General features: G+C 49.8%; 15 protein-coding genes. 5 read left to right on the forward strand and 10 right to left on the reverse strand.

The annotated features are described in order from the left end of the window. The first annotated feature begins 37 nt into the window (after positions 1-37). The 4 genes from R6H26_RS19370 (at position 38) to R6H26_RS19385 (ending at position 4,398) form a co-directional block, all read left to right on the forward strand. Positions 38-1,324, forward strand: coding sequence for a transposase (locus R6H26_RS19370; protein ID WP_404784748.1), 1,287 nt, complete (start codon positions 38-40; stop codon positions 1,322-1,324). Positions 1,325-1,730: 406 nt separating this feature from the next. Next, complete coding sequence (locus tag R6H26_RS19375; protein ID WP_404784749.1) at positions 1,731-2,669, forward strand: branched-chain amino acid ABC transporter permease; 939 nt, start codon at positions 1,731-1,733, stop codon at positions 2,667-2,669. Next, complete coding sequence (locus R6H26_RS19380; protein ID WP_404784751.1) at positions 2,669-3,424, forward strand: ABC transporter ATP-binding protein; 756 nt, start codon at positions 2,669-2,671, stop codon at positions 3,422-3,424. Before R6H26_RS19375 ends, R6H26_RS19380 begins: the two co-directional genes overlap by 1 nt. A 512-nt stretch (positions 3,425-3,936) precedes the next feature. Further along, entirely contained in the window at positions 3,937-4,398 is a 462-nt protein-coding gene (locus tag R6H26_RS19385; protein WP_404784753.1) for a GNAT family N-acetyltransferase, read from the forward strand. On the opposite strand, the gene R6H26_RS19390 is transcribed toward R6H26_RS19385, so the two are convergent. The 5 genes from R6H26_RS19390 to R6H26_RS19410 form a co-directional block, all read right to left on the reverse strand. After that, positions 4,370-4,504 (reverse strand): hypothetical protein, encoded by a 135-nt coding sequence (locus tag R6H26_RS19390; RefSeq protein WP_404784754.1) that lies wholly within the window; start codon positions 4,502-4,504, stop codon positions 4,370-4,372. The two genes, R6H26_RS19385 and R6H26_RS19390, sit on opposite strands and share 29 nt — an antisense overlap. Positions 4,505-4,577: 73 nt before the next feature. Further along, positions 4,578-5,750, reverse strand: a complete 1,173-nt coding sequence (locus tag R6H26_RS19395) for a glycosyltransferase family 4 protein (protein ID WP_404784756.1) — start codon at positions 5,748-5,750, stop codon at positions 4,578-4,580. A gap of 7 nt (positions 5,751-5,757) precedes the next feature. Beyond that, positions 5,758-7,293 (reverse strand): MFS transporter, encoded by a 1,536-nt coding sequence (locus R6H26_RS19400; protein WP_404784758.1) that lies wholly within the window; start codon positions 7,291-7,293, stop codon positions 5,758-5,760. Continuing rightward, positions 7,290-8,210, reverse strand: a complete 921-nt coding sequence (gene recO / locus R6H26_RS19405; RefSeq protein ID WP_404784759.1) for a DNA repair protein RecO — start codon at positions 8,208-8,210, stop codon at positions 7,290-7,292. The genes R6H26_RS19400 and recO overlap by 4 nt, the downstream gene beginning before the upstream one ends. A gap of 169 nt (positions 8,211-8,379) precedes the next feature. Then, positions 8,380-8,646: a hypothetical protein gene (locus tag R6H26_RS19410; protein WP_404784761.1), complete on the reverse strand. Its 267-nt coding sequence runs from the start codon at positions 8,644-8,646 to the stop codon at positions 8,380-8,382. 136 nt (positions 8,647-8,782) lie between these two features. Here R6H26_RS19410 and R6H26_RS19415 point away from each other — a divergent pair, with 136 nt between their 5' ends. Then, positions 8,783-9,019 (forward strand): DUF433 domain-containing protein, encoded by a 237-nt coding sequence (locus tag R6H26_RS19415; protein ID WP_404784763.1) that lies wholly within the window; start codon positions 8,783-8,785, stop codon positions 9,017-9,019. 306 nt (positions 9,020-9,325) lie between these two features. Here the strand turns inward: R6H26_RS19415 and R6H26_RS19420 are convergent, their stop codons facing one another. Genes R6H26_RS19420 through R6H26_RS19440 form a run of 5 tightly spaced genes read right to left on the reverse strand, consistent with a single transcriptional unit; the run spans position 9,326 to position 12,750 of the window. Continuing rightward, positions 9,326-9,865 carry a restriction endonuclease subunit S gene (locus tag R6H26_RS19420; RefSeq protein WP_404791379.1) on the reverse strand — a complete coding sequence of 180 codons (540 nt, stop codon included), beginning with the start codon at positions 9,863-9,865 and terminating at the stop codon, positions 9,326-9,328. Then, positions 9,855-11,006, reverse strand: a complete 1,152-nt coding sequence (locus R6H26_RS19425) for a transposase (protein WP_404783408.1) — start codon at positions 11,004-11,006, stop codon at positions 9,855-9,857. Before R6H26_RS19425 ends, R6H26_RS19420 begins: the two co-directional genes overlap by 11 nt. A 23-nt stretch (positions 11,007-11,029) precedes the next feature. Beyond that, a complete protein-coding gene (locus tag R6H26_RS19430) occupies positions 11,030-12,031 on the reverse strand; it encodes a restriction endonuclease subunit S (RefSeq protein WP_404784765.1) in 1,002 nt (333 codons plus the stop codon). 48 nt (positions 12,032-12,079) lie between these two features. Beyond that, positions 12,080-12,487 carry a type II toxin-antitoxin system VapC family toxin gene (locus R6H26_RS19435; protein WP_404784766.1) on the reverse strand — a complete coding sequence of 136 codons (408 nt, stop codon included), beginning with the start codon at positions 12,485-12,487 and terminating at the stop codon, positions 12,080-12,082. A 2-nt stretch (positions 12,488-12,489) separates the two neighbouring features. Beyond that, complete coding sequence (locus R6H26_RS19440) at positions 12,490-12,750, reverse strand: hypothetical protein (protein ID WP_404784768.1); 261 nt, start codon at positions 12,748-12,750, stop codon at positions 12,490-12,492. Positions 12,751-12,812 lie beyond the last annotated feature (62 nt).

The raw sequence follows: 12,812 nt of genomic DNA on the forward strand, positions 1-12,812 counted from the left end.
AAAAGGTCTGAGGATAAGAGATTCAGGCCAACAGAGAATGGATATCGTCACACGCAAAGCCCAAATACTGCGGGTTCAAACCCAAAATCCATATCCAGAGTTGAACGAAGTCCTACAGGAAAAACTGAATACAGAGGTTCTGGGGGTTACGCAAAGCGTCTTAGAAGCAGCTCTGTGCGAAGAATTACAAGAGCATCTCAATCAGCTTGCGGGAGAACGACCTCGTCGGTCTGGCTACTTCAAGCGAGTCCTTGATAGCGAATACGGGCGCATCGAATCCTTGTCGGTACCCAAGCTGCGCCATGGGAACAGAGACCGAGACTGGCAAATCTTGGGGCGCTATCAACGGGGCCTTGGCAGTCTATTAAACTTTTGTCTAAGTCTGTATGTCATGGGCCTGTCCTTGCGAGACTTGCAAGAAGCGCTCTATCCATTACTCGGGGCTGTATTATCGGTCAATGCCATCAACCGAATCACAGAAGCCGCTCAACAGCAGATGAATCAACGGCGCACGGCAAAAATTACCACTGCTGTACCCATTTTGCTTGTCGATGGTGTTTGGGTGAGAATTCAATATGCAAGCGGGGAAACCTTTGAAGACCAAGCTGGACATGTGCGCGCCTTGCGTCAAGCCGAAGAACGGGTTGTTTTAGTGGCAATGGCCATTTATCCAGATGGCACTCGTGAAATCTTGCACTATGAGATTGCCGAGAGTGAATCTCAATTCGCCTGGGAGTCTTTTTTCAAGGGTTTACAGGAGCGTGGATTGAAGCTTGATGGGGTTGAGGTTGTCGTCAGTGATGGGACCAATGGATTGCCCGCTGTGCTCAAAGCCTGGGTACCTCAGGCCCAGCATCAACTGTGCATCACTCATAAAATCAGGGCAATGCTGCGTCATCTGGGCTATGAGAATTTATCCATCCAAGATGCGCAAGGTCAGACCCTAGACCTTCCAGAAGCAAAGAAGCTTCGCTATACCCAGATTAAGACTGACGCCTATGACATCTATAAAACCGATGATTGGATGGAAGCCATTGAGCGATTGGTGGTCTTTGTCGGGACTTGGCAGTCTGTTGAACCTAATGCCATCCGCTCCTTTTTGAGAGATATTGTTTTGACCTTTAATTTCTATGATTTGAACCCATCCTTATATCCACTCGTCCGAACCACTAATGCGCTCGAACGATTGTTTCGAGAGTTTAGGAACAAGTCCGATGAAATTGGTGCGTTCCCCAATGAAGACAGTTGTTTGACCATTTTCTTCTTGGTCTTACAGCGTGACCATACCAAGCATGACCGTCTCAAATCTGTGGCGAAAAACTAGGGACACTAACTTTGCGCCAGTCAGAGTATCTAGAAATTGCAGTTTTCTACAAAATGTATGCCTAACTATTTATTCAACCGCGTACAGCGGTCTAACACACGTAGGTGACATGTTATCCTGCATATTGCAATCTAACTCCAAAATGCAGGATTTATACAGCTTTTGCAATCTAACTCCACGTCCAACGGAGTTAGATTGGACTTTTATCAATAAACCATAACCTCACTGGGTCAAAATCCTGCCAAACAGGGAATTCTCGAGCGCAGCGGTTTAACATTCCTCCATAGCGTATTATCTATAGTCAGTCACTTCATCTGAGTTCGATATTTGACGCACAAAAAATGCACGATCGAGAGAGACAAGGCATGAGAAGCTCAAATGAACACTCATACAGCAACTTCAATTGATGGCTGACTTTATTGCCACTTACGGCGCTCTTCTGATTTCAATGCTGCTGGGAGCAATGTTGGGTTTGTCCCTATACCTACCGCTAATGGCGGGCCAGCTTTCCCTCGCCAGCCCCGGCTTCTATGCTTTGGGGGGCTACGTTGCCGCCATTTTCTCCACCAGAGTGCCCCAACCCGCCACAGGCGAACTGTTTCCGCTGTACTGGCTATTCCTGGAAATGGCGATCGCCGCCATCCTCTGCGGCATCCTAGGCATTCTCGTAGGGGTTCCGGCCCTGCGGCTCAAAGGGATTTACTTGGCGATCGCCACCATCGCCTTTGTCGAAATTCTGCGCATCCTGTCGCTGAATCTAGACATAACAGGCGGAGCCGTAGGCATCTTCGGGATTCCGCAACCTTTTAACAGCGCCATTGAATACCTGTGGGTCGTGTTGCCCCTGTTGCTGCTGAGCGTAGCCTTTGTCTATCGCCTCGAAAAAATCCGCGTGGGTCGCGCCTTTGTCGCCCTGCGCGAAGACGAGCTGGCCGCCGATGCGATGGGCATTAATCCTACTTACTATAAGGTCTTGGCCTTTACCCTAGGCGCAATTTTGGCGGGCGTAGCCGGAGCCGTGAGCGCCCATTTCCTAAACACCTGGAACGCCCGTCAAGGCACCTTCGATGCCAGTATTATTTACCTAACCTTTGTCCTCATTGGCGGCTCCCGCACCTATCTAGGGCCAGTTTTAGGCGGAATGCTGTTTACAGCACTGCCGGAAATCTTGAGGGCGGTGGGCGATGTGCCGGGGCTGCCTTTATGGTTAGGGCAATTTCTAAAGGAGGGACGACTGATCGTGTTTGGACTGCTGATCGTGTTGGGTACAATTTTCTTCCCCCAAGGATTGGTTACGCCCGGACTATTTCAACGCCCCAAGCTCGAGCGGGAGCGGCAAAAATAATGTTGGAAGTACAGCAGCTCACGCGACGGTTTGGCGGATTGGTCGCGGTCAACCAGGTCTCTTTTAGCATCCAGTCAGGGGAAATTTTTGGGTTGATCGGGCCGAATGGCGCGGGTAAAACGACGCTCTTTAATTTGGTCACGGGCTTAATTCCACCGACAAGCGGTCGAATCATGTTTGATGGCGTGCCGTTGGATCGACAACAGCCCTACCAAATTGCCGCCAAAGGCATTGCCCGCACCTTTCAAAATATCCGCCTTTTCAAAGATCTCTCCGCTCAGGAAAACGTCTCGATCGCCCAACACGTCCACACGCGCAGCGGCGTACTGACAGGTGTTTTAGGGCTGTCCCCCGCCCCGCAGGAGGAGCGCGAGATCCGCATCAAGGCGACTGAATTATTGGAACTGGTGGGGTTGCAGGATCGCGCCCAAGAGAAGGCGCAAAACCTATGCTACGGCGATCAGCGTCGACTCGAAATCGCACGCGCCCTGGCGCTTCAGCCCAAGCTGCTGCTCCTAGACGAACCCGCTGCTGGCATGAATCCCAACGAAAAACAGTCCCTTAGCGCCTTTATCCGCGATCTCAGAGATCGGTTTGACCTGACGGTATTGTTGATCGAGCATCACGTGCCGCTGGTGATGGGCCTGTGCGATCGCATTGCAGTCCTCGATTTCGGGCAGATCATCGCCCTCGGAGAACCCGCTCGAGTTAAAAACGATCCTGCCGTAATTGCAGCTTATTTGGGAAATGAATAAACTCTCATCTTGACCTCCGAGAGACTCCCGACCACAGCGCGGTAGCGCTTGGCGGGAGAGGGATACTTCGACAGGCTCAGTAACAAGGAGCGGCAATGTAGCGAAGCGGAATTGCCAAACTCTTGCTGTATAATAACTTTGGTCGTTGACCCACCCGCGACAACGGAGACATAAAGCCTAACACCAAAGTTTTTCTGCACCCGCAGAAAACGGCGAGGAAAAGTTGGTAGACCGGGAAAAGATTGACGGGCAATGGTAATACATCCCCGATTGACGCAAAATCCATAAACATTTGTTTGTGACTCAATAAAACCGCAGGGCTTGCGGGGCTAGTCTGTGGAGCGAACATAAGACCAAAACTCCTAGAGGGTAGAGGCAGTTGCGATGAAGCAGAAACTCAAATCGTGAGGTTTGGGAATCCCCCACCACACCGTTAGGTTGGTGGCGGGAGGATGTCAATGTCTGGGTTATTCAGTCCGTGAAAACACTCAAACGATTCGGGTTGTTTCTGCGTGGTCGCATTACAAACTCAACTCAAGTCAATCGCGTACGGGAGCGATGCGTATCGACAAGCGGCTCGGATTCGATATCGCTTGTTTTATCAAGCGCACGACATTTCGTTTGAATCGATTTTTGACGCGCCGGAAGATCGAGATCTACATCTCGCGATCGTCGAACGTTCGAGCAATTGCGTTTTGGCCTACGGTCGGTTAAGGCAGCACAGTTTTAACGAATTCCAGATTTACCAAATGGTTGTCTTGCCAGAGTTCCAAGGGCAAGGACTGGGAGCGCGCATCCTTCAAGGCTTGACCGCAGCCGCAATCGATCGGGGAGCCGCGCTTTTGCGGCTCGACGCCAGAGTGGAGAAAGTACCGTTTTATCAAAAGTTTGGGTTTGAGTCTTTTGGCAACGTGTTTCCCTCATCTATGACGGGCGTACCGCACATTAGAATGCAGAAGAAGATTGCCCAGTAGCTTTTTTCACAGAATAATCCAGCTTGTGTGCAGCATAGATAAGCGCTACTTTGAGCTCGTCCATCTCCACGTCTGGTATTTCCTCTAGAATTTGCTCAGCACTCAAACCTGCGGCAAATAAGTCTCTAAGACATCGGAAACTCGAAAAGATCCGAGCCTAGCTAGCAGAAACGAGCAACCTAGCGTTCGATCGGTACTGCCTTCGGGACCTGAAAAAGCTGCGCGTAAAATCGCTCCAGACGATCGATATTGGTCGTCAGCGAATACCGATCTAACACTCGAGCGCGCGCCTTTTTGCCGAGTAACTCGGACATTTCGGGCTGGTGGGCAAATAAGGGGAGCAGCGTCTGAAGCTCGCTCCGCGCCCGCTGCGGGTTTAAAACGATTCCAGCCCCGCCGCTTAAGACCTCGCCATCGGCACCCACATCCGTTGCCATGCAGGCCACACCGCATCCCATAGCCTCCAAGAGCGACAGGGATAGCCCTTCCACAAAGGATGGCAAAATAAATACATCGGCGCCGCGCAAAATATCGATGCGGCGCTGTTCGTCTAGAATATTGCCCATCCACAAAATATTGTGCTCGGGGCCGTAAGCGGGCATGAGAGAGGTGAGTAAAGAACCATCCCCTACCAGCACTAGCTTGCAGTCGTCGGGCATTGCTGCCTGCCGCCACGCCCTCAGCAAAGCTTCGACATTTTTTTCGACGGCAATTCTCCCTTGATAGACAAAGACGCGGTTCGCATTGATTTCATCGCTAAACCGAGATGGCCCTGGGGAATACTTCTGGACATCGACTCCATTTGGAATGACGATCAGCCGTTCTAGGGGCACTCCCAAACGGTGCAACAGCTCTTTCTGCGCTTCGCAAAAGATAATAACCGCGTCGTAGTTGGCTAAAAAGGGCGCGTAGAGCTGGTACATAAACTGCTGCGTCCCCGAAGACAAGTTGCGATGCTTGTGGCTGAAGGGCGGGTGAAACGTCGCAACCAACGGCACCCCTAGCTCCTCGCAAATTTCCGGCAGGACAAAATCGAGGGGAGAGAGGGTGAGAGAGGCGTGCACCAAGTCTGGCTTTAGGTCCTGAAGGGACTGGGCCAACACTTTACTGGAGCGCAGGCTGGGGATGGTATAAATTTGAGACTTATAAATAAATGGCAGCGTCACTTCTTGACACTCTGCTTGTAAGGAACGAGGCGTGGGATCGTTCCCGGAAAATTCAACCTCTTCTTCTTGAGCAAAGTGAAGGAAACTGACTTGATAGCCCCGATCTAAAAGGGCATTCGTGACTTCTCGACTGTAGGTGACATTGCCGCAGGCAGGCGACCGTTTTCCAATCCAAGCAATATGCATTTAAACCTTAAGCAGATTCGCGGGAGGTTAATTCAGCCGTACCGGAAATATACCAGGTTAAGAGACCCCCTGTCACAACCAGCGCAGCTAAGCTAAGCAGCACCCACTGGAGGCCAAAGAAGGTTTCGGCAACGCCTGCCAGGGCTAGGGGTAAGCTGAGGGCAATGTTGACGGCATTGTTCTGAATTCCAAAAACTTTACCCCGCAATTCTTCTGGGGTTTGCTCTTGCATGGTGGTTTGCATGGGTACGCCCACCAGTGCGGCAAAAACGCCAATGGCGGATAGAAGCTCTAAAGAAAACCAGAGGTGCTGGGTTGTAAAAGCCAGCCCGAAGAATGCCGCTCCCATGCCTAGGGATCCGCAGAAACTCAAGATGCGGTACGAAACGCGATGGACGATCCGGTTGAGTACGGTGATGCCTACCACCATCCCAACGCCTCCTGCGGCCAGCAATATCCCAAAGTTTGTCGGATCTTCGAGTAAAACTTCAGCCATCCGCACGACCAGCACGGCGAGTGCGGCAAAAATTGAAAACAAGATGACGAGTTGGATCAGTGCGGCTTTGATGCGGCGGTGGGCGTTAATAAACCTCAGTCCATCTTTAATGTCAGCCCAGACCTGACTCATCTCCGTGACTTGGGGACGGCTGACTTCATTAGTGGACAAAAACACGAGCAGCAGTCCGGCGATCGCATAACTCCCCCCCACGACTAATTCGCGGCTGAAGGATCCCAGCCAGGGCAGATGGCCCAGCAGGGCTGTCGAAACCTCAAGCAGCGGATCGCCTGCCGCAAATCCCACGACCACCGCCAACATCATCGTAAAGGTATAGAGCGAATTGGCGCTCAGGAGCTGCGGTTTATCCACGATGAGCGGAATCGTAGACTGCTCTGCTGGGGCAAAAAACTGCGTCAGGGTAGACACCAAAAACGTGACCCCTAAAACCATCCAAAAGCCAAGGGGGACCTGTAAAAAGTTACCGTAGGACTTGACAGTCCACAGCAGCAAGGGCAGCACCAGCACCAGCCCGCCCCTGAGGACATTGGTGAGAATCATGGTCCATTTTTTAGACCAGCGATCGACCAGCACCCCGGCAAAGGATCCGAATAGGACTGCCGGAATGGTAAATGCCACCATTACAGACGAAACCCAGCCGCTTACGGTCTGGCCTTCTGCCTGAAACTGGGTTGTAATCAGCGCGATCATGAGGACGAGGTAGACTTTATCGGCGAGCTGGGAGAAGACTTGCCCCGCCCACAAAAATAAAAAGTTGCGGTTTTGGAGGACTTTCCAAAAACTGGGCTGAACCTCGCCGAAGGCAGCGTCTAAAATTGTATCCATAGGCGATTCAGAATTATGTCCGACCTCGCTGAGTTCTGCTTTGGTTGCGTTGCCGATCGTGCTCCTATTTGTATCGCTCGAGCCAGTTAGGGGAGGCCGGGACGCACCTGGAGCGCCATTGGGCGATCGCTGCGCCCCTGGAGTCCGCAGTGGCGAGTTGAGGGTATCTTGCTGGGAAGACGAGTCGGGCGCACGAGTCATGGGCAAGCAGCAGCAACGGTAATGGAGTCAGACTGAACCGAAAACGAGCGATTGGGGGAAGGCGGAAAACAGCTCTCCAGTAAGGCTGCCGAACGAATGGGGCGATCGGTGTGGTACTGCACGTAGTGTCGCAGTGCCTGTTCTACCTTAAGCCATTCTCGAGGAGAGTCTGCGAGGGCGAGGAGTTCGGGGGGAGGGGTATGGGCTTGAGGTAAGGCTTCCCGCACCCGAAAGAGTTGCTGCAGGAGCATCAGTTCCGGTGCTGAAAGGGTGAGGGCGCTACGCTGGGACGATGGCTGCCCGTAGGCTGAGGGTTGCTCTTGGGCGTTGAAGCTTCGAGCGGGTAAGACCTCATCCGTGGGCAGGACGACGCCCCCCGATAAGGGGCTAAAAACTACCCTACCACTCCCAATTGCTCCAGGATCGACAATCTGACCGGATAGGCAGCATCGATCGACTTGGGGCAGAATGCCACCCAAATGGAGCAGTTGGACGATGCCGTATAAGAGATGAACGAGGGGGGCTTGACCGGGTTCGCTGGCCGCCAGATCGGCGAGGCGCTGGCACAGCCAGTCGAATACTTCTCCGGTGGTGTCGTGGCTGGAGGTTTGGTTCAGGATCGTTTCGGCCCAGTATTGCCCGACCGTCAGTTTTGCTAAGTTGCGGCTTAGGGCAGGATAGGACTCGATGGTTTCTGCTTGGGCAATTCGATCGAGCGATCGCCCTTTGCTCAGCATCAAATGGTTTACCACAAACAGCTCGCCCCGCCCGCCTAGTTTAGACTTAGGCTTGCGAGCGCCGGAGGCCACTGCCCGAACCAATCCAAATTCGCGGGTGAGGATGGTCAAGATCCGGTCGGCTTCGCCTAGGGGAACGCTTTTGAGGTTTATACCTGTAGCTTTGTAGGTTTGACTCATGCCGAGATAGGGCTAACCTGCAGTTTGAGAATTTAGAGTTCGCGGTACTGTCCGCGATAGACGCAGAACCGAGGTTCGGATCGGCTCTCTCTAGTGTAGGTTAGGACTTACGCAAGCAGGTTTGTCTCGATCGATCTCTGAGCTGGGCTGAGCTCGAAGAGACGCCATATCAAAGATTGGCGAGTGGAGCGAGTTTAAGATTTTTCAATAAAAGCCGAGATATTTTGACGGGACACCCGCGCTCTAGCTGTCCCCAGATGAGCCGGGCTAGCTCGCTGAAATTGGTCAGCAATTGCCCCCCTTGCGTTTGCTCGGGCAAGGCGATCGCGGTTGCATCGATACGGGACCGAGTCCGGTTGGCGATCGCACTTCCTTTACTTTTGATAAAAAGGTTTTTGCTCGACCTTTCGGTTTGTGGCAGCGATCGACCCAACACCGCCTAGTCTTGCGTTCTGGAGCGAATCGTTTGCCGGGATTATTATCCACGAGGATATAGCTATGCTTGAGGTGCGCTCATATACTACATCGCTCAAAATTCTTGGATCGCTAATTGATTAAATTAGCAAAGATTTATGACTGAGCCATTATTACAGAGAATTTCAATTAGCCCAGATATCTGTCATGGGAAGCCTTGTATTCGAGGCTTACGATATCCAGTTGAGTTTATTCTGGAGCTTCTTAGTTCTGGGATGACCCATGAAGAGATTTTGGCGGACTATGACGACTTAGAGGAAGCGGACATTTTAGCAACCTTATTGTTTGCAGCTCGTCTTAGCCAAGTCAAGAGTGTTTATCGATTGGCATCATGAAGTTTCTTATTGATGCTCAACGCAACGGCTCCCTTCTCCTTGATTTAGAGTAAGTGGAGGTAGCTTAATGAACCCGATTCAGTTTCGGAGGTTACTAACAGGCTCAGTAGATCGAAAATTACGGCTTTCCCAGAAGATTGTTACACTCGATCCCCCTCAATCCCCTTAACTTCAAGCACTTTGAAGCAATCCCATAATACGGGAATCCCCTGAACTCAGAATGCAAGCACGGGCGACAGCCGACCGTTCTTTATCTGCTTGCAGCATCTCTCGAATGGCTGATCTGCCAGGAGTTGGTCTGCTTTTTTAAGAAGCTGTTTTACGTCGTTTGGGCTTGGTCTGCTTGGCTTCTGCGTTGGTACGCAAGCTTTTGATTCGCTCTAGCAAGACGGATGCGGGTTCGTCGTTAGGGTCTTGGGGGACTAGTTCGCCCTGAAAGGCTTTTTCTAATAGTGCTGGGGTGAGTCGATCGCATTTGGCACGAGCTTTTTGATAGCGGGATTCTAGGCGATCGGCGAAGGCAAAGAGTTTTTCGACACGGTGGACAATTTCCTTTTGTTCTTCAAGGGGAGGGACAGCCAAAGGATAAGGATTAAGGATTTCAAGTTTTATATTTGGCTGTCCGCCACCAGCGTATGAAATTTGCCGTAAATCTTCTTTTCGATGGCGCAGAAAAAACTCAATGTATCGATTGCTAATTTCATTACCAGTTTCAATGCCTACCATACTATCGGTAAAGCACATATCGTAAGCCAAAAGACCTGTGTTACCAATTGTGGCTCCTACGATAGCAATAACACTTAGTGGTGCAGAAAACTCAAAGGAGCTGAAAGCTTTAGAAGACAGTCACCTTGGCAAACTCAATGCGAGTGTTCATCGCATCTCGCTTCTTGAGAGAGGCATAAGCAGGTGGTGGATTACATCGTGGCAAATATCTCAAGGGTGGCAGCGGTAATCTTTGATAGCACAACTGATTAATCCGTCTTAGCCCGATTTGCAGAAAACTCAATCCCCTGTGAGCATGCCAATCAATGGACTTTAGTGCGCCTTGAGCGATCGTTTCAATGGCAACGCAAATGGCAATAATGGTCGCAGCCGCCAGTAACATCAGCAGTCGGCTTAAAGCATGGGCATCTCTGAGTTTAGAACGAGGCAGTTCAAAGGCGGCAGACTTGTAATCCTTGAAATGGGGTTCAATGCCACCAAAACGTTGACCATATAGCGCGAAGGTTTGCACAGAAGGCGATTTATCTGTAATCACAGCCCAAGCCTCCTGGGCGATGGATAATCGAGCGGTCGCCAAATGACAGTGGATATCTTCAAGAATCGTGACATCAGAAAATAGAAAAGCTTGTTCAGGCTCTGGCAGCAGGTCAGCAACCGACTCGGTTTGAGCATTAGACAACGTGACCCTCAAATCGGATTTAGCGCGAATTGCCCAAGACCATTGATGGCTCCGTAGCCAACGAATTAACTCACCATGCTCAAAGCCTCGGTCAGCCAATAGTGTGATTTGACAATCAGCGGGTAAGACCGTCTCAGCCACATCCAGCACTGAGCAATAGTCCGCAAAAGCGACCGTAGCACTGCCATGCTTGAGCACCTTTTGAGCCAAAGGAAAAGAGCGCCCTCCCCAGGTCAGACAGACCTCTATCAGGCAATACTCATCCCACAGCATGCTTGTATCCAGGGTCAATGTCGTCGCCATGCCCGCCCACGCTTGAAGAAATTGAAGCAGTAATGGAACATAGAATGTTTCTGAGGTGATCTTGGGATTATGAACGAAGTAGCTCAGTCGTTCCATGTGAGAGCGGGCTTTACAACGACGATGACTCAAATAAGTCAGCCAATGGCTTAAGCTGCCACTTTGGGCTTGGAGGATTGCAGCGATGTTTTCAGCAAACACAGTAAGGTGACGTTTATCTTTGGGTGTGACCCATTGACTCAGTTGAGTTTGCAGTTGACGATAGAGTTGAGGGGTTGACATAGGATTGCTCTGAGTTTGGGAACTTAAGCATCACATTGAATGCCCCTCTCTGTCACCTTTGACAGATTTGAATATTGCCTGCTGGTAAGGTCTTCATGACTTTTCTGCACCATCAAGGCAATAACAACTGTAGCTTTAGGAAATTTCTTGCTTACAGTTAGCCCTTTTTCATTAAGCGTCTGCTTGTGAGCATCGATCCATCCACCTTCGCTAGGAAGATCACCGATTTGAATGAATGGGTGTTTACCGTTGAAATAAGCCGGATCATTTCGAGGTCGGACAGAAAATCTTCCTCTTGAACATTGAGCGTAATTTCCAAGTGCGTCCCACTTCCAGGTTTCTGGTAATAACTGCAAGTTTTCGTCTGAATCAGCTATTTTGAATCTTTTCTCTTTGATTAAACTTTTTTCAGGCTCTACAACAGAATATTTTTCTCGCCAGTCCTCGGTCAGTTCTCCTGATGTTGCTGCGGCGAGGACAGATTGGCGGAAGCGTTTGAGGAGGAGGGGAATGCGATCGCATCTCTCCCGACAAGCATCTACCTTTGCTAACAGGCGATCGAGCTTATCCGCAATCCGTTTCTGTTCGTTGAGGGGGGCGAGGGGAATTTGGAATTTAGATATTTGTCCCAAATTCAAATTCTGAAGCCCCATCCCTCTCCGAATTGCTTGAATATTCTTTTCAATTAATGGAGAAGATAAAAAATGAGCAATATATTTTGGTAAAATTGGTGGAATAAGTCGAATGATGGATATTGCTTGATTAGTGTTAGAAGGAAGATCATTTTCATATACAATCGCTACTCTTCCTAATGTTCCAGCAATAGAGAAAAGTACATCATTTTCTTGAAGACGAGATCTTGATAAAGCCTCATCCGCATTTTTGTCAATAAATCCACAAAGTTTGTGATTAATGCGTTGAGCAGATAAACTTTCGACCTTGACAAATAAAATACCTTTAGTGGTAAATTTAAATCCCAAGTGATGTAGGCGTTGTTCCTTTTGTAATGCGATAAGTGATTTCATCAAGGAAAACTTCTTGCCAACCCTGAGGTAATTCTATAAATTCTTCTATCACGCTTCAATCTCCCAATCTTCAAGCTGCAAGCCCTCAACACGAATAAATTCTCTGGTGTTGTGGGTTATGAGGGTGAGATTATGGGTGAGGGCAATGGCGGCAATTTGCAGATCATTGGGGCCAATCGGAGTCCCTTTTGTCGCTAAATCTGCACGGATCTGTCCATAGGCGATCGCGGCTTCGTCATCAAAAGGCAAAGAAGTAAAACAATGGAAGAAACCTTGTTGTCTTTCTAAATTGCGAGTAGGATTTTTGCTTCGCATTGCACCATAAAAAAGTTCTGCTTTGACAACAGAACATACCGCCATCTCATCAGTTGGAGTAGCGAGGACACGATCTCTAATTCGCTCAGAGTGACCGTTAATATACATCACACAAACATTTGTATCTAGCAAGTAGAGCATTGCTAATCAAAAGCCCCTTCCATATCGTCATCCAGGGCCGAGCAAACCCCTCCATGATTGATCGCAAATTTGTCATCAACAACAATTGGATCATCTGCACAAATGCCATAGAAATCTGCTAATGATCGTTCAGTTTTTTGGGATGTCTGTACAGATTTGTAAGTCACCATCGCTTCTACTTCGCTCTCTAAAATTCCGATGGGAATATCGAGATGCAGAATCCCATCTGCCCCAACATGCTGACGCACCTTAATACTTTGCATCGTTTTACTCCTTACCATAATTGCTGAACAGGGTAATTCTCAAATTTGCCATCTGCATAAAA

This window comes from Altericista sp. CCNU0014, from assembly GCF_044923475.1.
Taxonomy (GTDB): Bacteria; Cyanobacteriota; Cyanobacteriia; order Thermosynechococcales; family Thermosynechococcaceae; genus JAAURS01.

Bases quoted from the DNA above. Each gene is read 5' to 3' on its own strand.
- R6H26_RS19370 (WP_404784748.1), top strand. From the start codon at position 38: ATGGATATCGTCACACGCAAAGCCCAAATACTGCGGGTTCAAACCCAA.
- R6H26_RS19375 (WP_404784749.1), top strand. From the start codon at position 1,731: ATGGCTGACTTTATTGCCACTTACGGCGCTCTTCTGATTTCAATGCTG.
- R6H26_RS19380 (WP_404784751.1), top strand. From the start codon at position 2,669: ATGTTGGAAGTACAGCAGCTCACGCGACGGTTTGGCGGATTGGTCGCG.
- R6H26_RS19395 (WP_404784756.1), bottom strand. From the start codon at position 5,750: ATGCATATTGCTTGGATTGGAAAACGGTCGCCTGCCTGCGGCAATGTC.
- R6H26_RS19400 (WP_404784758.1), bottom strand. From the start codon at position 7,293: ATGACTCGTGCGCCCGACTCGTCTTCCCAGCAAGATACCCTCAACTCG.
- recO (WP_404784759.1), bottom strand. From the start codon at position 8,210: ATGAGTCAAACCTACAAAGCTACAGGTATAAACCTCAAAAGCGTTCCC.
- R6H26_RS19415 (WP_404784763.1), top strand. From the start codon at position 8,783: ATGACTGAGCCATTATTACAGAGAATTTCAATTAGCCCAGATATCTGT.
- R6H26_RS19425 (WP_404783408.1), bottom strand. From the start codon at position 11,006: ATGTCAACCCCTCAACTCTATCGTCAACTGCAAACTCAACTGAGTCAA.
- R6H26_RS19430 (WP_404784765.1), bottom strand. From the start codon at position 12,031: ATGAAATCACTTATCGCATTACAAAAGGAACAACGCCTACATCACTTG.
- R6H26_RS19435 (WP_404784766.1), bottom strand. From the start codon at position 12,487: ATGCTCTACTTGCTAGATACAAATGTTTGTGTGATGTATATTAACGGT.
- R6H26_RS19440 (WP_404784768.1), bottom strand. From the start codon at position 12,750: ATGCAAAGTATTAAGGTGCGTCAGCATGTTGGGGCAGATGGGATTCTG.